Raw genomic sequence first — 23,068 nt, forward strand, 5'->3', positions numbered from 1 at the left:
CCTCCGAAATTTAAACCGTCTGGCAAAAAAAAGAGCCTTCCACTGCGGAAGGCTCCATTATTTTACCAGTTATACGGCAAACACAATGCTCGCTATTATCTAGCGAAACTTCCGCAAGGCACGAGAAAACCAATAAAAGCTAAAGTAAAGGTAAGCCAACGATGAGATATTGATAATTACTGCCCAATGGGTTGTGTTTTTCATAGTAAAAAATATATCATGCAAAACTGATACTGTCAACAAAAACATTTTTGTATTTGCTACATTGTATAGCCAGGCTTTACAAAAATATTTTTATTATCCGGGTCTACAATCTTGTTAAAAACACGCTCTTTCCATTCGTCCTGCGGAATATCTTCTACAGAAACAGAAAAATGCTCGATTCCCCTGCCAAGCTCCTCGCTCGCTACTTTTGCAAGTTTTTCTGCAAGATTTTTCTTGATTTCGTCATTTCTTCCGGGAAACATTTGAACTGTAATATGCGGCATCTTAAACCTCCAGTGCCTGAGTTAAATCAGCAATTATATCATTTACATTTTCAACACCAACAGAAAGTCTTACCATGTCCGGCAAAACACCTGCAGCCTTTAGCTCTTCATCGGACATCTGCCTGTGTGTAGAACTTGCAGGGTGAAGAACACAAGTCCTGCTGTCCGCAACGTGCGTTGCAATCATTGCAAGCTTAAGGTTCGACATGAATTTTTCAGCAACCTGTCTTCCGCCTTTCACTCCAAAAGAAATAACTCCGCAAGTTCCGTTCGGCATATATTTTTTTGCAAGCTCGTAATATTTGTTTCCTTTTAATCCGGGATAGTTCACCCAGGAAACATTTTTATGCGACTGAAGAAATTCAGCAATTTTCAAGGCATTTTCGCAGTGACGGGCAACACGAAGCGGCAGGGATTCAAGTCCAAGATTTAAAAAGTAAGCATTCATCGGGGACTGAACAGAGCCAAAGTCTCTCATAAGCTGAACAGTTGCTTTTGTAATAAACGCGCCTTCCTTTCCAAATTTTTTTGCGTAAACCACGCCGTGATAGCTTTCATCCGGGGTGCAAAGGCCCGGAAATTTCTGGGCGTTTGCAAGCCAATCAAATTTTCCAGAATCAACAATCGCGCCACCAATAGTCGCATCATGTCCATCCATATATTTTGTTGTGGAATGAGTTACAATGTCTGCGCCCCATTCAAACGGACGGCAATTCACGGGAGTTGCAAAAGTATTGTCTACAATAAGTGGAACTCCGTGGCTGTGCGCCGCTTTTGCAAAACGCTCAATGTCAAAAACAATCAAAGCCGGATTCGCAATCGTTTCGCCAAAAACAGCTTTTGTGTTCGGTTTAAAAGCCGCATTAAGTTCCTCCTCTGAACATTCGGGATCTACAAAAGTAAAATCAATTCCCATCTTGCGCATTGTAACATTGAACAAGTTGAAAGTTCCTCCATAAATTGTAGAAGAAACAACAACATGATCGCCTGCGCTTGCAATATTAAAAACCGCAAAAAAGTTTGCCGCCTGGCCGGAAGAAGTGAGCATAGCGGCAGTTCCACCTTCAAGAGCAGCAATTTTCGCAGCCACATAATCATTTGTAGGATTCTGGAGTCTGCTGTAAAAATAGCCAGAATCTTCAAGGTCAAAAAGTTTTCCCATTGCTTCGCTTGTGTCATACTTAAAAGTTGTACTTTGAACAATAGGAATCATTCTAGGCTCGCCGTTTTTTGGCTCATAGCCTGAGTGAATGCATTTCGTCTCAATTCCGTTTTGAAAATCTTTCATTCTTTATACACCTCAATATTTTTGTACTTAAAACTTAATTTACAATTTCAAATTCAACTTGCAGTTCTGTAAGTTCAATTTTCTTTACTTTTATTTTCACCACGTCATTAAGCTCTGTTTTTTCAGGGCAAGGCATAAAGGTTTCTATTGCAAGAGAAGGAATTGAAAAAAGAGGAAGCTTCATTCCCTTGTCAACGCAGACAGCCTCACCTGTCCAGCCGGGATTTTGCAAAAGATAAACAAGAGTCCAGTGCATATTGCTTTTGCGTTCAGCCTTGTGAGCCGCCTGAGCCCCGGCATCTCCTTCTGAAATACGCATAAGAATAGTGTCCTTGTCCAAAAGCTCCCTTTTATCCAAAAATGCTCGCAGCTGAATATGAGCAATCAAGTCTCCGTAGCGGCGCAAAGGGCTTGTAACCTGACTGTACATATTAAGCCCCAAAGCGCAATGCATTCCAGGAGTTACACCGACAGATCTTTTTCTCATGCATCTTCTAAGCCTGAACTGACCTGCAAGACCTTCCGGAACATCATCTGGAATTACAGGAGCTTCCTGGCTTACAAACGGAAAAGGAATCTGATTTTTGAATGCGAATTTTGCAGCTCCTTCTCCGGCCAAAAGCATCATCTCACGGATCATTTCTGAGCTTTTAGGATGAACAAGAGGCTCGATTGAAACTTTTTTTGTTTCAGGTTCAACGGAAATATGAACTTCCGGCATTGAAATCTGAACAGCCCCGGACTTTTTGCGGCGTTCCACATTTTTCCATGCGATAGAAAAAAGAGGCTTTAGCTCTTCACTTTCCATAAGATCATCAGCCTGCTCATAAGAAAGGCGCTTTACTTTTACAAGTGTCTTAAAAACGGAACAATCTTCAATCGCGCCGTTTTCATCAAGAAGAATTCTAAAAGACAAGGCACGGCTTTTTTCCTTTAGTCCAAGCGCATAATCTTCAAGACAACTTTCACAAAGCATTCTGGCAGCACCTTCTGGAATATAAAGAGTTGCACCTCTTGCACGCGCATTTTTATCAATAGGAGAATCTGGCTGAACCGTAGACGCCGGATCTGCAATATGAATCCAAAGATATTTTCCGTCAAAGGCAACAGCATCGTCCGGATCAGTTGACCAGGCATTGTCAATTGCATAAGAAATACAGTCAAGCTCAAGCCGCTCTTCTTCCGGCGGAGAATCAAGGGAATCTGACGCTGATTTTGTGGAAAGTCCCCAGCGCAAAGGATACGGATTACGTGTAATGTCCCAAAGTCCTGTATCAAGCAAAAGTTTGTGCGCACGTTCTGGAGTTTCCTTTAAGCCGGCATCATGCATTGTACGGCTTTTGTCTGTTTTTCCAAGCGCAAGAGCTTCCACATCGCCCATAAAAACAGAATCTTCCGGCAAAAGCTTTCCAGTTTTTAATCGCTGAATAAATTCAGACCGCAGTTCGGCTTCTTTTTCCTTTTCACCGGCTTTTTTTACAAGGGAGTCAATTTCTTGCTGAGGGCGGACAGTAAACGCAATTTTTCCGTCCAGCTGATCCTTTAAAACCTGGCTAAAATAAACAGTATTTTTTAAGGCGCAGTAAAGTCCCCAAGCCTCATCAGGTTTTACTTCGCCTCTAAAAAGTGAAACCAATTCATTAAAAGGATAACTTTCGCCAGGAGTTTCGCCTGACAAAAGTTCATAGCAGTCTTTTATCTGAAGAAAAATCTCATTTGCCTGCTCAAGATTGTAAATATCAGAGGCTGAAGGACATTTTTCCACAGCGAATTTCAAAACAGATTCAAGAGAAGAAACAGGACCTTCATTCAGCAAAAGAATATCCTTTGCGCGGACATTCTGAGTTTCATAAACAGCAGGCTTTGTGGCAGTGGCAGGAACAGACTGAAATTTTATAGAAAACTTATTATTTTCACCAACAGAAAGAACAACAGCAGCAGTATTTTTATATATAACAAGTGAATTAGGTTTTATCATGCTGAAAGTTTACAATAAAAAAAAAGCAATTACAATAAAGATTGTTATGGCTGATTCTATAATGACATAAAAAAACACCGCCAGAATTGCTCTAGCGGTGTCCAAGGCTACAAATTTTCAAGTCTGCCTAAGAAAACTTGAAAAGCATAGATTATTTTCTGATTTCAGAACCAATTGCTACTTTATAGCCAACTTCGCCTGTAATAGCATTCTTGAGCCATGGAGCAGAAATTTTGTCTGCTTCACAGATGTTGATTTCCTTGCTCTGATCTTCCGGATTCTTAGCAAAGAATTTGCATCTTTCCATTGCTGGCTTAAAGTTTACAGTTTCGCCAATCTTGAAGTCTCCCTTAGAAGAAGCCTGTACACGGGCAACAATGCTCTGTGTCTTTGTAGAAAGGAAGAGGTGTGTTTCTGCACCAAGAGGCTCCTTGTTAGAAACTTTCATCTGCATATTGTTTTCTGCAGCTGGAGCTTCTGAATAAACAAGGTCTTCCGGGCGTACACCGAAGTAAACCTCTTTGCCTACATAGTCTTTAAGAGAAGCCTGCTGTTCTGCTGTAGGAACAACTGTGAATGTGCCTTCATCAGCAACAATCTTGTCGCCTTCTTTCTTGATTGTAACAGAAAGGAAGTTCATTGGAGGAGTTCCAATAAATCCTGCAACAAATTTATTGATTGGGTGATTGTACAAATAGAGAGGCTCACCAATCTGCTGTACGTGACCGTCTTTCATAACAACGATTTTTGTACCCATTGTCATAGCTTCAATCTGGTCATGAGTAACATAAATCATTGTAGCATTAAGTCTCTGGTGCAAACCTGCGATTTCTCCACGCATTGTAACACGGAGTTTTGCATCAAGGTTAGAAAGAGGCTCGTCAAACAAGAATACTTTAGGGTTGCGGACAATTGCGCGTCCTACTGCAACACGCTGTCTCTGTCCACCAGAAAGAGCCTTTGGCTTGCGGTCCAAGTACTGTGTAAGACCAAGAATATTAGCAGCTTCATCAACACGGCGTTTAATTTCACCTTTATCCATTTTGCGGATCTTAAGTCCGAATGCCATGTTGTCATATACTGTCATATGAGGATAAAGAGCATAGTTCTGGAAAACCATCGCAATGTTTCTGTCTTTTGGCGGAACATCATTCATAAGCTCGCCATCAATAAGAAGCTCGCCTTCAGAAATTTCTTCCAAACCTGCAATCATGCGGAGAGTTGTTGATTTTCCACATCCAGAAGGTCCTACGAATACACAGAAGTCGCGGTCCTCAATAACAATGTTGGCGTTTTCTACAGCCTGAACATTTCCATCGTAAATCTTACCGATTCCTTTTAATTCTACCTTTGCCAATTTTGGCCTCCTAAGGGTTTATGTTATGCAACAATTATAAATTCAAAAAGTATAGAAGTCAAACAAATTCTTTAAAGAAATTCAGTTTTTTTTCAGCCGACAGAGCCATTTTTGTAAACTTTGGCTTCAACAAACTTTCCGTCTGAGCCGATCTTCTTTCCGTCTATTTCAACAAACCCATCTTTTGTATAAAGTTTGAACGAAAAGAATTTATCCGGCTTTACATAGCAATATTTTTCAGCTGGAGCTTCAAATCCTTCAGGCTCAAGAATAGTTCCCGGTTCAAACTGAGGTGCAAAAAGAACTTCGCAAGTTTCCCGGTCTGTAACATTCGGATCAGAGGCCGCAAGCAGCATTCCGTTGCTTCTGACTCCGCGGAAATTTGCAGGCTTTAAATTATAAACGATGACGATTGTTTTGCCCAAAAGCTCTTCAGGCTTATAAAAAGGCACAATGGAACTTACAATCTGCCTAGGCTCTTCATCTCCGTCGTTCAATGTGAGTATATATAGAAGACTTCCGCCCGGATGCTGCTCCACTTTTTCTATGCGCGCAGCCTTTAAAATAACACGGTTTCTGAACTGTTCCGCTTCTGAAACTGCTTTTTCTTCGTTTTCTTCCATAAATATAACCTCGCTTTATGTTTTTTTCCATACAAAATATAGAGCAAATTCAAAAGATTTTCAAAGCCCGTCAATAGCAGAAAAATATAAAGATCAGCATTCACATAAAAATTTCATTTGGGAAAATTTTTGATAAAAAAAAAAAAATTTTTAAGTTGAAATAAAAAAAAATCTAATATATAACCTATAGTAAATTGGAGCTGAATATGTCTTTAATGAAAAAAACTTTTTTGTTTTCGTCTGTATTTTTTATTTTTATCTGTTTCATTTCAATTTTTACTTACGGCATTGCAAAACGCAAGATCGGGCGGAAGAATCTTTCGCAGGGAATCCGAACGGAGCTTACCACTGACCAGCTCATGCTTGAGTCTTCGGTGAATAAGGACATCACTCTTGCGCTTCAAATGGCCCGTTCGCCTGTAATTTCAAATTATTTCCGCAATGCGACCGACAAGAAACTTCAGAAGCCTGCATTTGACGAGATGGCGGCATACGGAAAGGCTTTTTCTTCCGGAATAAATTTCTGGATAAACGACACGGATCACTTTTTCTACTTCGGGGACAAATATTCATACACGCTTGATCCTAACAAACCAGAAAGCTACTGGTATAACATGACGCTCTACAAAACCGAATCGTATAACTTCAACATAAACTACAATCCAGACGTGAACGAAACCTGCCTTTGGGTAAACGCTCCTGTTTTTTCCGCGGACAAAAAGCCTGTAGGAGTTGTCGGAACTGGAATTATTTTGGACTCTTTTCTTGATTCTGTTTACAAGACTGTGAGCGGCGGCGGAAACGGTCAGCTTTTCTTCTTCAACAGCCTCGGAGAAATTACAGGAGCAGCAGACAAGTCTCTTGTAAGCAAAAAAGCGCTGGTAAAAGATCAGCTTGGCGGACTTTACGAGAAAATCGAAGGGGCGCTTGAAGACTACAAGGACGGACAGGTTTACACATTTAGCCTTGGAGATGCGGAATACGGTCTTTGCTACGTTAAAATTCTTGACTGGTATCTTGTGCGCCGCATAGACATCGCCTCAGGAATGGCAACCGAAAGTTCTCTTCTTGTAATGCTTGCGATGTTCATAATCGGAATGCTCATCGTCTCCTGCCTGTACACGCTTTTCATATCGCTGATTCTAAAGCCGCTTTTAAAGCTTCGGGAATCCATGAACAAAATCGCAGATGGAGACTTCACCGAAAAATTCAGCTACAAGAAGAACGATGAAATCGGAAGCCTTGCAGGAAGCCTCTCACACATCACGGCGACCGTAAATTCTCTCATAAACGGAATCACGGAAAAGGCGGACTACGTTCACGACACGAACAACCTTCAGCAAAAAAATTTCGACTCTGGAAAGGAAAAGTCCGCGGCAATTGTCCACGAGCTTGAAGGAATGAAAAATTCGGTTTCGGAACAACAGGGAATGATTCAGAGCGCATCCGACAAAATCGAAAAGACAACGGAAAGACTCAAAGGCTTCGGAAGCATAATCAAGACGCAGATTTCTGATATCGAGGAATCCGGCGAGCAGATAAAGCAGCTTTTGGATTCGGTCGAGTCTGTTGACAAAATCAGGAAGTTCACGGTTGAGAACATGGGGCTTCTTTCTTCCGCATCAGAAAAGGGAAATACGCACATCAAGCAGGTTTCGGAAACGATTCAGCAGATTTCAAACGACACAAAAAAACTTCTTGAAACAAACAAGATAATTTCTTCAATTTCAGACCAGACAAATCTTCTTGCAATGAATGCGGCGATTGAAGCGGCTCATGCGGGAAAAGCTGGTGACGGATTCGCGGTTGTCGCGCAGGAAATCAAAAAGCTCTCTGAAAAAACTCATGCGCAATCGGAGAACGTTGCGAAAGTTATCGGCGGAATCATCGACTCTGTTCAGCGTGTTGTGGAAGTTTCCGAAGTTACAAGCCAGATTTTCTCGGACATTGTGAAGCAGGTTTCCGCGGTTGACTCTGACTTCAAGGAAATGTCGGGCATAATAGAAAACGAGAACTCACTGAACATTTCGGTTGCGGAAAAGCTCAAGGCTCTGTCCTCTGGCTCGGCTTCGGTTTCCAGCGGATTTTCAGACATGGAAAAGGACACTTTGAATATCGCCTCTGCAATGGAAAAAGTTACAAGACGCACAATAGAACTTGTAGCAAGTGTTGATGCAAGTTCTGAAAGCGCGCTTGCCATAAACACGCAGCTCAAAGAGGTTTCAAATCTTGCGAACAAATCCGTGGAGCAAATTCAGACACTTGCAGATTCGCTTGAAATATATAAAATAGAAAAATAAGTGCAAGATAAACTGGATGAAATAACGTCAGTTTTATCTACATTGACTTTTTTATGGAGCAAAATAAAAATGAAAAAAATCAAAATTTTTACAGCAGTTATGTCATTTGCAATGCTGGCTTTTTTGGGTTGCAAATCAAAGGACACAAAACAAATTGAAGGCGACTGGAATCTTGTTCAATACAAAATTAACGAAAAGCAAGTGGAATTTTCATGCGCCACAATTTCCCTTTTGCAAGATGAAAACTTGAACATTAAAGTATCTGGTTTTTCAGGCGTAAATTCTTTCTCTGGACTTTACAAGGCAAATGGAAAAAAACTTATCGCAGAGCCGGGATTTATTTCCACAAAAATGATGGGAAGCAAAGAAGACATGGAATTTGAAAGGCTCTTTTTAAATTCCGCAGTTGGAGCTGACAGCTGGAAAACAAAAAAACAGAACGGAAAAATTCTTTTGTGCATTTATAATTCAACGGAAAATTCCGAGCTTATTTTTGCAAAAGCTTCTATAAAAGACGCAACTTGGACATTAACCGCAATTCTAAAGAACAACGGAGTTCAAAGCATAGACGCAGACCAAACAGAACTTCCTACACTCACCTTTAATGAAGAAAATACAGCTTCTGGTTTTTCAGGCGTAAACTATTACACAATGGACTACAATCTTTATGAGGCGGCAAAAAAACTTTCGTTCAAGCCAGGAGCTTCAACCCTGATGGATTCGGGAAGCAAGGAAGCGCAGGAACTTGAGCAGCAGTTTTATATCTACTTAGATCAGACTGCAACTTATTCGCTTTTTGGAAACACACTTACGCTCCGCTCAAAAGACGGAAAAACTCTTTTGGAATTCACAAAGTAATTTTTCAGACAACCATATTTCATTCCTGTGAAATTCAAATGAATGGCACAGGAGTGGCTTTAAGCAAAAATCGTTTTCAAAAATTTCAATAGGGTTTGCTTCCATTTATAAAATGCAGTAAACTGTAGAAATGAATATTTCACCAATAGATAATTTTGAACTTTTATTTCCTGACAATTCAGGCTTTGATAAAACTGATATTCTTTTTTACAGTGGAAAAAATGACTTATGCAGCCTTTACCTTTCCGCGGAAAATAAACGCAACAGACTTTTCGTTACCGACACAAACATCGCTCCTTTATGCACAGATTTTATTTCACATTTTACAGATGAAAATGCAGACAACATAAAAGCTCCTTCTATTTTCAAGAAAGGAAACGACACGCTTTGCATTCTCGGCGCAGGAGAAAAATACAAGACAATAGAAAATGTCCTTGAAATTGTGAGAGCGGCTTTAAACTCGAACTTCAACAGGAACTGTCTTTTTGTTGCAATCGGAGGCGGAGTTTTAAGCGACATGACAGGATTTGCTGCTTCGATGTTTAAACGCGGAGTTGACGTTGAGTTTGTTCCGACAACTTTGCTTTCTGATGTTGATGCTTCGATTGGCGGAAAAACTGGATGCGACTTTGACAGTTACAAAAACATGATCGGAGCTTTTTATCCTGCAAAAAAAATTCATATATGGAGTTCATTCATACAAAGCCTTCCGCAGAATGAATTTATTTCAGGACTTGGCGAAGTTGTAAAAACAGCTTTTCTTTTTTCTCCAGAATTGACAGAAATTTTAAAGACACAAAAAGAAAAGGTTATGAGCCGCAACGAAGAAGTTCTGCAAAAAATAATTACAATATGCGCAAAGGCAAAAGCAAAAACAGTGCATGAAGATTTTAAAGAAAAAGGAATCCGCGCGTATTTAAATTACGGACATACTTTTGGACACGCGCTTGAAACTGTAGCAGGACTTGGAAAAATAAGCCACGGAGAAGCAGTTGCCTGGGGAATTGGAAGAGCACTGGGACTTTCCTTAGACAAAAATCTTTGCTCTGCTGAATTTGCAAATGAATGCAAGTCAATTCTTTTTGACTACGGGTTCTGCACGGATCCGCTTCCACAGATTATAAAAGACATTCCAAATGCAACACTTGCTTTAGTTTCTGCAATGCACAAAGACAAAAAAAATTCTGGAAGCTGCGTAAAAGTCATTCTGCAAAAAACCGGACAATCCACATTTATAACAGAAGTTCAGGACAACGAAATTATTGAGGTTTTAAAATGATTTCAGCAAAGCATTATTTTGACTGGGCTGCAACCGCTCCAAATGATGAAGAAATTTTAACTAAAGCGCTAAAACATTCTATTGAGCATTGGGGAAATCCTTCGAGCATTCACAAAGCTGGAACCGATGCAAAAAAAGCATTGGAAACCGCAAGAAAAAGAGCAGCACAAGCTTTAGGTGTAAATGCAGAAAACATTTTCTTTACTTCTGGAGGAACAGAAGGAGATCACATTGCGATTCTTTCTGTCTTAAATCGACCGCAAAAAGGAAGCGTTGTATTAAGTTCCATTGAGCATCCGGCCCTGCGTGAAATGACAAAGTCAATGCAAAACTGCGGCTGGAAAGTTATAAATGTAAATCCAGATAAAAATGGAATTGTCTGCGCACAAAGCATTTCGAATGCGCTTCAGGAAGATACGGCATTTGTTTCAGTAATGGCGGTAAATAATGAAACCGGCGCAATTCAGCCTATTTATGAAATCGCAAAAATTATTGAAGAAAAAACAAAAGGAAAACGAAAACCATTTTTTCATGTTGACTGTGTTCAAGCCGCAGGAAAAATTCCACTGAATTTAAAAGCAAGCGGAATTGATTCGGCTTCATTCAGCGCACATAAAATCGGCGGACCAAGAGGAGTCGGAATTCTTTATCTTGCAAAAGAACTGAATTCATTTTTAAAAGGTGGAGGACAGGAAAAAACAGTAAGAAGCGGAACTGAAAATCTTTTTGGCGCAGAAGCATTTTCACTTTGCCTTGAAAAATATTTTATTTCAGAAAGAAACACTTCCGCTGAAAAAAGATTTGAACAGCAAAAAATTCTCACTGCAAATTTCATAAAGAAGCTAAAAGAAATAAAAGGCTGCGTTATAATTCCGCATTGCCGTGAAGGAGAAAAATTTGAAGCAAACTTTTCTCCTTGGGTTGTTCAAGCCGCATTTCCAGGAATTCCAGGACAAGTCATGGAGCGCGCATTAAGCGAAAAAGGATTTTTCATTTCAACAGGAAGCGCGTGTTCATCTTCGCACAAAGGCAGACCAGTTCTTGATACAATGCAGTTAACTCCAAAAGAAAAAGAAAGCGCAGTAAGATTCAGCTTTGGATTTTCAACTGAAGAAGAAGGCATGAACGAGCTAATTGAAGAACTGAAAAATATTTGCAGTCAGTTTTTATAATGGAGATGCTTGCAATAAATTTTAAAATGCTGTAAAGTTTAAGGAGTCATATCCTGCATCTTTTTTGATGCAAAAAAATCAAACTAAATTTTTAGGGAAGGACATTATGGGAATTCGTGGAGAACTTTTTACAAATCAGGTAAACTTGGACAAACGTTCGTATTATTTCAACGTAAAAGAAAACCGCAATGGAGATGTTTTTCTTCAGATTGTTGAAAGCAAAATAAAGGACGGACAAGATGAAAGACGCGACATTGTTGTTTTTGCAGATGACATGAAAAGTTTTTTGGGCGGAATGGACGAATCTTTAAGAGCTGTTGAAAAAATTCAAAAGGAACGCGCAAAGCTCCGTGCAGAAAAAAAAGCCGCAAAAGAAGCAAAATATGCAGCAAGCGGAATGTCAGAAGAAAAGCCAGCAAAAAAAGTTTACCGCAGAAAAGGCGAAAGCCGCTTAGTTTCAGAAAGAAGAGCAGAGCGCAAGGAAATTTCAGGCAGACTTCATGTTGTTTCAAAAAGACAGCCTGACGCTGAAAAAACAGAATACTAATATTTAAACGAAAGCCGCTGAATGGGAGACGGTCCTAAACGGCGGCAAATTTCTTTATGCGCAAGAGTTGGATAGCCTTTGTGCTTTGCATACCCATACTCCGGATAGAGTTTATCGTAATCAATCATAATTTTATCACGCTGAACTTTTGCCAAAATGCTTGCCGCCATAACACAAGGAAATTTTGAATCAGCTTTTATAACTGCTTTTATATCAAGATTTTTATCAGTAAAAGGCAACATATTTCCATCGACAATTATTTGCATGGAATTTTTGCATTGCTCAAAATTAAATTTATTTTTTTCACACCAGGCAGGAAGTTTCATTCTCATCATATCAAAAGCAATTTTCATTGCCTTAAAATCAGCCTGAAGAATATTTATCTCGTCAATTATTTTTTCACTGACAATTCCGATTCCCCAGCAAGATTTTTCTCTTATAACATCAGATGCAGCCTCACGTTTTTTTTCAGAAAGTTTTTTGCTGTCATTTAAAATTTCCACAGGAAAATCAATAGGCAAGAGAACACATCCGGCCGTAACAGGACCAGCCAAAGGACCTCTTCCCGCTTCGTCGATTCCAACAAGAAAATCCATAAAACTTAAAATCCTTTTTGAATATTTTTTTCTGATGCAACAGAATTTACATTGCTCCAAATTGGAGAACTTTTTTTAGTTGAATCAGAAAGTCTTGCGTTAAATTCATTTTGAACAATTGAAGCGTTTGCATTAAGAACTTGAATTCCGCGTCCAAAAATTCCAATCAAAGAAAAAGACGAATCAGAGAATGAACAAGTTCCGCCTGAAAGTTTCACATTGAAACAAGACTCCGCAACCGATGTGAACCTTGAATTTTTGCAGTTGACATTTGAATTTTCAGAAGAAATTCCGCAAGCGTAAGAATCAGATTGAATTGTAAATCCAGAATTTTCAATCTGAGCATTTGAATTTTCCAAATCAAGCAAAGTGCCTCTTTTCAAAGACACTGCGAAAAACTCACAGTCAGAAATTCCAACAGAAGAATTTTTTGCAGAAATAAGCGGAAAATTTTCATCTCGGGATTTCTTTTCAATAATTAGATTTTCAAATTCAACATTTGCATTTAAAATTTTTACAGCAGTATTTTCTTTAAAGTTTAAACTGGAATCATGGCCTATAAAAGTGCAATCTTTTGAAATTAAAAATTCGTTATCAGGAATTTCGATGTTTCCATAAATATGAAACCTAAGTTTTTTATTTGAAGATTTCAAAACTGAAATAAGCTGGTCAAAAGAATTAAACGGCTTATCATAAGAGCCGTCTTGAATTTCATTTTGCGAATTTGCAAAAAGATAATAGTTTGTTTCATCAATGATTATTTTCTTTTCTGAAACTTCACTTTTATTCCCAGACGCATCAACAGAATATGCGCACACTTTATAAAACACTGCGTTTTTATCTGAAGACTTGAGAAAAATTTCATTACCCTTGTACAAAGAAAAATTAGTAGGATTTATCTTTTCAAATTCAGACTGCGCGCTTTCTACAAATCCGTCTGGTATTTCAAAAGGCTTGCTCAAAGCATAAAAAATTTTAGCATCTGGCTCACTTGAAATTCTGAAAAACGATTTTATTCTCGTAAGTTTTCCTACAGATGATGAAAAAATTTCAGGAGGTTCTGGCGGAAGCCTGTCTATAGAAAAATCAGCGTCAATTGTTCCCTGATAATTTCCATTGTAAAAAATTTTAAAGCAAGCAGAACTTTTTATATCTTCATTTTCAAACGCATCGGCATAAGCAAAAGGAGAATTTTTTTCAAATGTGAAATTCTCATTTCCATCTATAAAAAATTCGACAACACCATTTTTGTCTTTTTTGGAAAAAACCAAAGGTTTTGCCGGAAGCTCATATTCAAAAATTTCATTTCCGGGATAAAATTCAACTGGCTGCCAAGAAATTTTATGAGCATAATTTCTGTCAATAAAACTTGATTCCGATGGAGACTTCCAGTTTTCATCATCAATTCTGTAAATAAAATTTTTATCCTTAAAAGAAAAATTATTCCACTCTGAAATTTCAAACGGAACATTGTCGGCTTTTGAATCGGTAGTTTTTTTAGCAGGAAGAACTTGAATTACAAAATGAAAAAAATTATTTCCTGTAAAATCAACAGCAAAGCAAGAAACAAAACGCTCCACAGAATTTTTACCTGAAAGAAAAAGCTTTGACTTTAAATATGGAGCTTTGGAATTTTCAAGAGAATACAAAAATTCAGACGGAATAAAAAAATCAGTTCCAGAAATATAAAGAACAGTAGGATTTTGATTTATTGAATTTATAAATTCTTTTGACTGAATGCTATATTCAACTTCTGAATTCTCTTCGACATTGTACTCAATTGTAAAATCTTTTCTTTCGCCGTTTTGAGCAATCGATGTAATCTTCACAGTTATATCTCCAGTCTGATCAATGAGAACAGGAGAATCATAAGAAAATCCAGAAACATAAGGATCGCTGCCTGTAAAAGAATAATAAACGTCCGTGCCTTTTTCCAAATTTAAAACAAGAGCCTGTTTATTTTTCCAAACTCCAGAAATAGGACTCAAAATATTTTTTTCTTCAAAAGCAAAAAGCTTGCTAAAAGTAAAAAGCAAAAGAATACTTATAATTTTTTTTACAGACAATCGCATTTCATTCATGGAATTTATTCATCCTTAAAAATCGGTTCTAAAACCTCACGCAAATCAGGGTAAGGTTTATAAAAATTTTCCTCAAGCTCTTCATGTGTAAGCCCGACAAGTTCGTGGCTGTTATAGTTAATCCAATTGTTTTCTTCTGGATTTGAAATTTCAAATTTTCTGCACCAATAGTCAGGCTGAATAGGAAGCTGCTCCTTCCATTTGTACACTTTATAATCATGCACAACAATTTTTATATTTTCACGCGGAACTCCTCTTTCCAAAAGAATTCCAACCAGATAATTCAAAGTTCTTCCTGAATCAAAAATATCATCCACGAGCATAATTTTATCGCCGGCACGAAGATAATCCGGGGAATAAGTCCAGCCGTCAATTCTAACCGCAGAATGCTGGGAAACATCGGTATAGCTTCTTGCAACAACAGCGGCATACAAAACAGGCTTGTGATTTTTTAAAGCGACTTTGTAATACTCACTGATTACGTTCGCCATGTATGCGCCGCCACGCAGAGAAGTATAAATAACATCAGGAACAAATTTGTCCTGCTGATAAATCTTATGAGCGAGCTTCAATGCATCGATTCTAACACTGTCATAGGGTAAAAATTCTTTCATATAAATTCCTTAATAAAAATTATCCGAAACAAAAACGGATGAATAAAAGTCTGCAACGCAAACCAACTTTTCAGCTGAACTTTAAGACTCTCCAAGCGTTCTGCCCTTTAACTGCTGATAAATTCCGCAGCCAAAAAGATACAGTTCTCCATTTTCAATTTTTATCTTAGCAAGAAACCTAACCGGCTTTTCCATATCGACAGGCGGCGCTGGAGCTTTTTCAAAAACAACTTTTACAGTTCCAATTGAAGAGCGTTTTTCTTCAGCCGGAATATAATTCACCAGAAGCATACAGCCCCAGGAACCGTCGCTTTTTTGATATTCATTTACAGCAGTGCCATCCCAAATCACATAGCAATTCTGGTAAAGCAACGGATTTTCCTTTACTTCAAGATAAGAATAATTATCCTTTAGAGAACTGAATGAAGGCTCTTTAAAAAGCTCCGTCATCTCCAAAGATTTTTGCTTGATTGAAGAAGCCGCATTGCTGTTTAGAATTTTATTAAGCTCAACTTGCGCGGCATTATCCCGTCCTTCACCAAAATATTTTTTTGCAGAATTAAAAACAGAAGCAACCTGATTTTTTTCAAGCTTAACAGTAAAATCTTTTTCAGAAATATTTATCTGAAGCGGATTTTTTATTTCTTCCGTAGAAAGAGAAAACTTTGAATCAAATTCAGTGAGCGGCTTATTAAACTTTTTCCAAGGCTCATAAACCATAAGCACAGAACAAACAATTCCTGTTAAAAGCCCCGCAAGAACGCAGTTTCTTATAATGTCCGGATTCATTCCAAGTGGCGGATAGAATTTTTTTATGTCGCCGGAATCAACCCATTTGCAGATTGTCGTATAATCTCCGTAAAGCCTGATAAATTCCATTGCTGAGCGCGCAATCGAATTTCTTGGATCAATGTCAAGCACTTCAAGATAATACTCAAGAGCCCTGTCGGTTTCTCCGTGCCTAAGAAAAATAACCGCCTGCCCCAAAAGAAGCTGTGTGTTTTTTATTTTTATTTCACGCGCGCTTCTAAAATTCTGGGAAGCTTTTCCTGGAACATCAGCATACAAATAAGCAACTCCCAAAGCAAGGTAATATTCAAAATCACCTTCATAAATATCCTCGTAAGATTCAAGAATATTTATTGCAAGATCAAATTTGCGGCGCTTTATGAGATGTTTTGCTGTGTCCAGGTTGGAGCGTCCCATTTATCTTTGAACTCCAAGTTTTGCAAGAATTGAATCAAGTTCTGAATTAAGCCGGGCAAGTTCTTCCTTGTCAACGTCATTTGAAAGAGAAGCTATGTGGTCAAGTAAATTCTGGATATATTCAGGATCAAGCTGCTCTTCTGTAACTTCAACAAAGGGCGTTCCATTTTTTGTATAGTCGTGAATTTCTTTTTCTGAAAGTCCGGCTTCTTGAGGAGTAAGAGGAGTTGGAGCTGGCGCAACGTTTGTTGTCGGAACAGCAACTTTAGAATAAATTCCAAGCATTGTTTTTCCGTTCGCTAAATCTGAAAGAAATTTTTTTCCAGCAGGAAGTTCTCCGTCCGTGGCAACTGAAATAAAAAATCCAACGGCAGAAGTTTTCAGCGGATCAAGATACGCAGTGTCCCAGTTTATGCAAAGCGCAGAATTATTGTACGACAAAACAGAAGTAAAGCTTTTTCCATGCTGAACAGGAGGAATCCAGCCGGAAGAATTTACAAGATTTTCTTTATTCGCAAGCACAACATTGCAAGGTCTGCTTATTCCAGCTCCTTCAAGAAGAAATTGAACCGCCGCTTTTGCATTGCTAGAGCGAATCCACAAATCATCAGACATATCTGTAAACAAAGTTTCAGAATTGACTTTGCTTCTAGCCGCTGTAGAAAAATGCGCTGAAGTATTTTCGCCAAGAACAGTGTCAAACACGCCTTTCAGTGCAAACGACTGAATGTTTTTTCCAAGGTTGATTGTATAAACGGTAACACGCAACATATCGGTTCTTGTGGAATTAGGAATCGACGGAAGAAAGCTAAAGTCAACAACAACCTGGGCAACATTCGGAACCAGATAAGCCATCTGCGCCCCCAAAGGAGTTCTTCGGCATTCTGTTTTTATTCCAGTTCCGCGGGCAAGTTTGTATTCTTTTCTTCCAGCTTTAAGAGCAAAAAAAGATGCCGAGCCTGAATCATAGCTTGAAAGAAGAGCAATTTCACGACCTTTTTCAGGAAGCGCGTAAAGAGAAAAAGCTCCAGTTGTACTGTCAAGTGCAAGCCGGATTTCGTCCTTGTCAATTACAATATTTTTTTCCACTGAATATGAAGGAATCTCTTTTTTCTCCAAAGAATCTTTTTGCATTACAAAAGAAAGATCTTCATTCTGAGCATTCAAAGTAAAAACAAAAGAGGTAAAAAAAGCAAAAGCAAATAATTTTTTTTTCATTACTTTCCCCCGTATTTTTCATCAAGAAGTTTCTGAATCAAAGCGGCTTTTTCTTTTAAAGAATACATTTCCTCATCTTCAATTCCGCCAGAAGAAACTGTAATTCCTTCATTCGAATTTTCCGCACGGACATTTGAAGCAGAAGGCAAACCGGATGAAGCATTTTCTTCAAGCTCCCTGATTCTGCTGTTTGCAATTCTAAGCTGCTTTTTCAGCTCGGCAATATCTTCCGACTGCATAGTTCTAAGCTCGCGCTCATAATTTTCCTTGCTACTAAGATATTCTTCGCCAGTCATCTTCAAGAGGTACAGAAGCTTCTGTTCACGGTCGTGCTGAGTTATAAGGTAAAGTTTGAATTCCGCGTCGCTGCATTTTGCGCTGTCTGGATATTCATAAATAATTCTTTCATACAAAGATCGGGCTGTCTCGTAATCGTAGTCCTCATAAAAACACTCGGCAATCCAGTACAATGCGGAAGAATACATTTTGCTTTCTGGATATTCATTGCAGAAACTTCCAAGAGCCATTACCGCGCTGTCATTCTGCCCGATGCTATGCAATGCTCTTCCACGCTGATATTCAACTGCAGGAAGCAAAGAGCTTTCCGGAAAAACAGAAATAAAATAATCGCAGGCATTTACAGCAGAAGAAAAATCTTCAGAATAAACAAGGCTCATAATAACCATAAACCAAGTTGAATCCGTTGAATATTCCTCTGAATCCGCTGCCTGCCTCAAAAACACAGAAGCGTCAGTCCAAGCTTTGTCCTTATAGCAAATAAGACCTTGCACAAAAGAATCCGCCGCGCTTTCACCTGATGAACTTTTCTGGCTAAATGCAAACGGAAGCGCAAAAGTCAAAACAAGAAAAGCCAGTACAAAGCGTTTTTTTATTTCCATTCTAAATTCCCCCTGAAAAATGACGAGCCGGAAACAACAATATCTGTTCCCGCTTCAAGGACATCCTCCAAGGTTTCTTGATTTATGCCGCCATCTACAGAAATAAGATATTTAAAGTTTTTCTCTCTCTGTATATCGGCAAGTTTTCTGATTTTTTCAATAGTATATGGAATAAGTTTTTGTCCGCCCCACCCAGGATTAACAGACATAACAAGAACAATGTCAACAAAAGGCAAAAGTTCTTCAACCGCGCTCAAAGGAGTTGCCGGGCACAATGCGATTCCGGCTTTTTTTCCGGCGTCATGAACAAGCTGAACACATCGGTCTGCATGGCAAGTTGCTTCTATATGGAAAGTAACAAAATCCGCGCCAGATTCTATATAGGAAACAATTGAATTTTCAGGACGCTCAATCATAAGATGGACGTCAAAAGGAAGCTTTGTGCATTTTCGGATTGAACTGATTACAGGCTGGCCATAAGAAACCTGCGGAACAAAATGCCCGTCCATAACATCAACATGAACAAAGGAACTGCCCTTTTCTTCTATAAATTTAAATGCAGAGGTCAAATCTGAAAAATCCGCGGAAAGAAGCGATGGCGAAAGAAATCGGCTGTTTTTTTTCATAAAGCCATGATAAATAAATTCCAATTATTTATCAATTGAAATTTTCAAGAACAAAAATTCAGACCAAACAAAAAAATCTAAAACTTTTAAACTATGAGGCACAAAACTATTGACAAACATATTAAAAAACCATTATAAATAATACCCCCTTTTGCAGAAAATCACATTGACTAAATCTTCCAAATATATATAATTGAATTCTATGGGTATTCAGTCAGAAAATGCGCTCTGCGATGCATTCAAACTCATTGAAATCTGCAATATTTCAGAAGCTTCAGAAATGCTCAAGGATGCGCTGACTATCAATCTGGACGACGAAAGCATTGTTTTTGCAATAAAATGCTGCGGATTCTGGATTGACACACTGAATTCAATTCCCAGCCTTTCCAGTTTTGAACAAGGCGAAACTCTTTTGAATCAATGGAAGCAGTTTGTCTTTATAACCGGAAAAAAAAGCGAAAAGTACGAAAGAACAATTTATTCCTTTAAAAAAGGAATTTTTTCGCTCGCACTGGAATGCTACAGCAAGGCGGCGGACGAAAAAGACAGCAGGCTCAAATCTGAAATTTTAAGAAAAACCGGGCTTTGCTACAAAAAACTGGGCTCTTATGAAGTCGCCCTTAACTTTTTAAGGGAAGCAAACGGAACTCTTTCCGGGCAGGCAGCCATTGTTGCGGAAGTCGCCGACTGCTATGCGCTTTGCGGGGAAACCAAAAATGCAAAAATGCTTTTCAGGGAAGCTTTTTATATAGATGCAAAAAAAATAGACTTTTTTTTCCTGGATTCGCCAATGATAAAGGCTCTAATAAATAAAGTCGAAGAAATTGGCTATACAGGCGAAGCGTTGCAGGAATGGGTTGCAGTTTACGGAGTCATACTTGAAGTTTTTACCGTAAAAAGACTTTTAAGAGCGCAGGAAGTAATTCGCCTTAGGCAGGAAATTTTTGCCAGAGAAAGCGAAATGAAAGATCCCGGAAGCAACAAGGAAGTTATAAAACCAAGGCTCTTGAACCTTTATTTTTGGCTTATAGATTACTATATCTCGTCAAAAGAAAAGTCAAGCAGTATTTCGGAAGTCATGCTCAAGATGAAAATTCTTGATCCTGAAATTCATAATTTATACAGATTTGGAAACCTCTGAAAAAACAGAGAGGTTTATAAAAAAACTAGGAGCAAACATTATGTCTGAAGAACTTGAAAATTCTGTCCGCGAAATGCTGAAGGCAGAAACATGGACACGAGCGGGAATTACAAACTTCACCAAGAACAACATCGAAGAACTTGAAAAAGTCCTTGACGAATGCAGAAACCAGAACTGTGAGTACGCCATCAAGGATATCTGCGATGAGCAGCTTGCGCACACAAAAGACAGCATTGTAGCCCTTTATCTTTCAGGAATGATTGCAATGCGTACAGGTTCCGTAGACACAAGCTCCCTTTACGCGCTTTTTGATATTTTTGAAAAGAACCACAAGGAATCGCTCGTTGAATATCTTTGCAATTCAATTCTTGAAGACGATCCGCAGAACAAGCTCGCTCTAAGAAAACTCGCAGATTACTACAAGGCTTCAAATGACGACAGGATTTGGGAGCTTTATGAAAAAATTGTAAAACTTGACTTTGAAGAAGCTGAAATGGCGCGCATTCTTGCTGAACGCTATGATTCGCAGGGAAACAGAGAAGCCGCAATAAATTACTATAAAAAGGCATTGCTCCGCTTTGTCGCAGCAAAAAACATCGGTTCAGCAAAAGCTATATGGTCAATTCTTGTTTCCTATATTCCAGAAGAACTTGATTTCTTTATGCTGGTTCAGCGCAAAATTGCAAAGACAATCAGTGAGGACAAATCAGCAATTCTCATGCAGGAACTTTATGCATATTACAAGGAAACTGCAAAATGGGACACAGCAATAAGCATTCTAAAGCTTATTCTTGAAATCGACAGCAAGGATTCCTGGGCGCGCAAGGAAATCACAGAATGTTTCCGCGGAAAATACGCAGACCACTCGCATCTTGAAGACTACATAAAATCCTCAAATTTAAACCAGTCGTTCCGCAACGTTTTTGAAGCAATCAACGACTTTGAAAAGCACATTGCATTCGATGCAAAAAATTACGTTTACCACAGAACTTGGGGCGTTGGAATTATTTCAAAAGTCGAAGGCGACATTCTTACAATCAACTTCGGAAAGAAAACCGGCGTTCACACAATGTCCTTGAAAATGGCAGTCAGCGCACTTCAGCCTCTTGCAAAAGACCACATCAAAGTCTACAAGAAAACTGTAAAGCATGAAGAGCTTGTAAAAAAAGTAAAGTCAGACATTCCATGGACTTTAAAGACAATAATTAAAAGCTACAATAATAACTGCGACGAAAAGCACATCAAGGCGGAACTTGTTCCTTCGATTTTAAAAGATGCAGTTAAAGACAAAGACGGAAAAACAAAAGGCTCAAGCGAATGGACAAGCTGGCACGCAAAAGCTCAGAAAATTCTTGCCGAAGCTCCGTTCTGCGTAAATCCAAACGATGCGAATTTCTACACAGTACGCGACAGGGAACTCAGCAAATCTGAGCGTCTTGCAAATGAATTCAAGGCAAACAAGGAATTCTTCCCGAGAATCGATATAATGGCGCGTTATCTTGAAGCGATTGAAGACCCTTCTGACGACCAGTTCTCCGAAATGTTCAGCTACTTTGCAAACTACCTCAAGGCATTTACTTCGGTAAATGAGCAGACCGTTGCTTCTTATCTTGTTGTTCAGGAAATTGTAAAAAGGATTTCCGCACTTGAAAATCCTGCAAAGTTCACATTCGCCGAGCTTTATTCAGAAATTGAAAATCCACGCGAAATGTACACAAAACTCAAGGACACAAAAAACACCCACCTCAAGAAAATGTTCCTTGCGAATATCAAGATGCTTCCGGACTGGGACTCTCAGTACACATTCCTGTTCCCGACTGTGCTTGATAAAAATCTTATCGCAGAAATTATTTCAGCCGGAAAAAAAGAAAAAGCTGTCCGCCTTGTTCAGGATATTTTCAACGACTACAGAAGCAATAGAAATGCTGTAAACTACTTTATTTCTAAATGCAAAACTGAAGAATGGTTTGTTGAAGCAAAAATTTCAGAGGAAAAGCAGCTCGTAACTTTGGTCAACATAATTTCAGTCTGCAACCGTGAAAAAAACAATCACGTAAATACAGTTGAAAACACAAAGACTATAAAAGAAGCCACTTCCCTTCTCTTTGGAAACAAGTTGAACGAAGACAAGAATCCAATGCTAGAGTATATGCTTTCAAATTCAACTGATGTTATCACAAGAATGTACACAATGGTCAGCGATCTTTCGGAACTTGAACTGCAATACAAAGCCGCTTTAAGAAACGGGATCTTGAAAAAATATCCAAACTTCAAATTCCAGGAAGCAGAAATCAAGCAGGAAGCTCCAAAAGGACTTTTGGTTACTACAAAAATGCTCGATGTCAAACGTTCGCTTGCTGAAGACATTGAAAAAGTTCAACTTCCAAAAGTTGCTGCTGAAATCGGCGAGGCAAAAGAAAAAGGCGACCTTAAGGAAAATGCTGAATACATCGCGGCAAAAGAAGCCCAGCATCGTCTTAATGTTCAGCTTTCAAAACTCAAGGAAGAACTTTCGCGCGCAGTTGTATTTGATCCTACAACAGCGACGACATCGCTTGTTTCATTCGGAACAAAAGTTACATTGCATAACAACCTCGAAAACAATGAAGTTGTTTACACAATTCTTGGTCCGTGGGAATCAAATGTTGATGAAGGAATAATTTCTTATCTTTCGCCACTCGGAAACAATCTTCTTGATATGAAAAACGGAGAGCAAAGAGCATTCACAATAAACGACCACAAATATGATTACACTGTAAAATCTATTGAGGCCGCTGAAGTTTAATAAAAATTGGAG

Annotated in this window: 19 protein-coding genes; 7 read left to right on the forward strand and 12 right to left on the reverse strand. The window is 38.7% G+C overall.

The genetic code is table 11. The annotated features are described in order from the left end of the window. Positions 1-260: 260 nt before the first annotated feature. From TRESU_RS09445 to TRESU_RS09465, 5 genes are all read right to left on the reverse strand, one after another. Positions 261-488 (reverse strand): tautomerase family protein, encoded by a 228-nt coding sequence (locus TRESU_RS09445; RefSeq protein ID WP_013702026.1) that lies wholly within the window; start codon positions 486-488, stop codon positions 261-263. A 1-nt stretch (position 489) separates the two neighbouring features. Then, entirely contained in the window at positions 490-1,776 is a 1,287-nt protein-coding gene (locus TRESU_RS09450) for an O-acetylhomoserine aminocarboxypropyltransferase/cysteine synthase family protein (protein ID WP_013702027.1), read from the reverse strand. A gap of 34 nt (positions 1,777-1,810) precedes the next feature. Further along, positions 1,811-3,754: a ribonuclease catalytic domain-containing protein gene (locus TRESU_RS09455; protein ID WP_013702028.1), complete on the reverse strand. Its 1,944-nt coding sequence runs from the start codon at positions 3,752-3,754 to the stop codon at positions 1,811-1,813. A 151-nt stretch (positions 3,755-3,905) separates the two neighbouring features. Beyond that, positions 3,906-5,111, reverse strand: a complete 1,206-nt coding sequence (locus TRESU_RS09460) for an ABC transporter ATP-binding protein (RefSeq protein ID WP_013702029.1) — start codon at positions 5,109-5,111, stop codon at positions 3,906-3,908. Between the two features lie 92 nt (positions 5,112-5,203). Further along, positions 5,204-5,734 carry a hypothetical protein gene (locus TRESU_RS09465; RefSeq protein ID WP_041612047.1) on the reverse strand — a complete coding sequence of 177 codons (531 nt, stop codon included), beginning with the start codon at positions 5,732-5,734 and terminating at the stop codon, positions 5,204-5,206. A 206-nt stretch (positions 5,735-5,940) separates the two neighbouring features. Here TRESU_RS09465 and TRESU_RS09470 point away from each other — a divergent pair, with 206 nt between their 5' ends. The 5 genes from TRESU_RS09470 to TRESU_RS09490 all read left to right on the forward strand — a co-directional run bounded on the left by TRESU_RS09470 (position 5,941) and on the right by TRESU_RS09490 (position 11,890). Further along, positions 5,941-8,034: a methyl-accepting chemotaxis protein gene (locus TRESU_RS09470; protein WP_013702030.1), complete on the forward strand. Its 2,094-nt coding sequence runs from the start codon at positions 5,941-5,943 to the stop codon at positions 8,032-8,034. Between the two features lie 69 nt (positions 8,035-8,103). Continuing rightward, complete coding sequence (locus TRESU_RS09475; RefSeq protein ID WP_013702031.1) at positions 8,104-8,892, forward strand: META domain-containing protein; 789 nt, start codon at positions 8,104-8,106, stop codon at positions 8,890-8,892. Between the two features lie 130 nt (positions 8,893-9,022). Continuing rightward, positions 9,023-10,171 carry a 3-dehydroquinate synthase gene (locus TRESU_RS09480; RefSeq protein ID WP_013702032.1) on the forward strand — a complete coding sequence of 383 codons (1,149 nt, stop codon included), beginning with the start codon at positions 9,023-9,025 and terminating at the stop codon, positions 10,169-10,171. Beyond that, the gene (locus TRESU_RS09485; protein ID WP_013702033.1) at positions 10,168-11,343 is read left to right on the forward strand and encodes a cysteine desulfurase family protein; all 1,176 of its coding nucleotides are present in this window, start codon (positions 10,168-10,170) and stop codon (positions 11,341-11,343) included. The genes TRESU_RS09480 and TRESU_RS09485 overlap by 4 nt, the downstream gene beginning before the upstream one ends. 106 nt (positions 11,344-11,449) lie before the next feature. Then, the gene (locus tag TRESU_RS09490; protein WP_013702034.1) at positions 11,450-11,890 is read left to right on the forward strand and encodes a DUF3276 family protein; all 441 of its coding nucleotides are present in this window, start codon (positions 11,450-11,452) and stop codon (positions 11,888-11,890) included. Here TRESU_RS09490 and TRESU_RS09495 read toward each other — a convergent pair. The 7 genes from TRESU_RS09495 to rpe form a co-directional block, all read right to left on the reverse strand. Continuing rightward, a complete protein-coding gene (locus tag TRESU_RS09495) occupies positions 11,887-12,486 on the reverse strand; it encodes a ribonuclease HII (protein ID WP_013702035.1) in 600 nt (199 codons plus the stop codon). The two genes, TRESU_RS09490 and TRESU_RS09495, sit on opposite strands and share 4 nt — an antisense overlap. Before the next feature lie 5 nt (positions 12,487-12,491). After that, positions 12,492-14,567 carry an FN3 associated domain-containing protein gene (locus tag TRESU_RS09500; protein WP_013702036.1) on the reverse strand — a complete coding sequence of 692 codons (2,076 nt, stop codon included), beginning with the start codon at positions 14,565-14,567 and terminating at the stop codon, positions 12,492-12,494. A 5-nt stretch (positions 14,568-14,572) separates the two neighbouring features. Then, on the reverse strand, positions 14,573-15,181 hold the full coding sequence (locus TRESU_RS09505) for a phosphoribosyltransferase (protein WP_013702037.1): 609 nt from the start codon (positions 15,179-15,181) through the stop codon (positions 14,573-14,575). An 81-nt stretch (positions 15,182-15,262) separates the two neighbouring features. Continuing rightward, complete coding sequence (locus TRESU_RS09510) at positions 15,263-16,387, reverse strand: tetratricopeptide repeat protein (protein WP_013702038.1); 1,125 nt, start codon at positions 16,385-16,387, stop codon at positions 15,263-15,265. After that, the gene (locus TRESU_RS09515) at positions 16,388-17,605 is read right to left on the reverse strand and encodes a hypothetical protein (protein WP_013702039.1); all 1,218 of its coding nucleotides are present in this window, start codon (positions 17,603-17,605) and stop codon (positions 16,388-16,390) included. Further along, positions 17,605-18,504 carry a tetratricopeptide repeat protein gene (locus TRESU_RS09520; RefSeq protein ID WP_013702040.1) on the reverse strand — a complete coding sequence of 300 codons (900 nt, stop codon included), beginning with the start codon at positions 18,502-18,504 and terminating at the stop codon, positions 17,605-17,607. The genes TRESU_RS09515 and TRESU_RS09520 overlap by 1 nt, the downstream gene beginning before the upstream one ends. After that, positions 18,495-19,130: a ribulose-phosphate 3-epimerase gene (gene rpe, locus TRESU_RS09525; RefSeq protein ID WP_013702041.1), complete on the reverse strand. Its 636-nt coding sequence runs from the start codon at positions 19,128-19,130 to the stop codon at positions 18,495-18,497. The genes TRESU_RS09520 and rpe overlap by 10 nt, the downstream gene beginning before the upstream one ends. A gap of 202 nt (positions 19,131-19,332) precedes the next feature. On the opposite strand from rpe, the gene TRESU_RS09530 reads away from it, so the two are divergent. Further along, positions 19,333-20,271 carry a hypothetical protein gene (locus tag TRESU_RS09530; protein WP_013702042.1) on the forward strand — a complete coding sequence of 313 codons (939 nt, stop codon included), beginning with the start codon at positions 19,333-19,335 and terminating at the stop codon, positions 20,269-20,271. Between the two features lie 40 nt (positions 20,272-20,311). Beyond that, complete coding sequence (gene greA, locus TRESU_RS09535) at positions 20,312-23,056, forward strand: transcription elongation factor GreA (protein ID WP_013702043.1); 2,745 nt, start codon at positions 20,312-20,314, stop codon at positions 23,054-23,056. The last annotated feature ends 12 nt before the right edge of the window (positions 23,057-23,068 follow it).

The organism is Treponema succinifaciens DSM 2489, from assembly GCF_000195275.1.
GTDB lineage: Bacteria > Spirochaetota > Spirochaetia > Treponematales > Treponemataceae > Treponema_D > Treponema_D succinifaciens.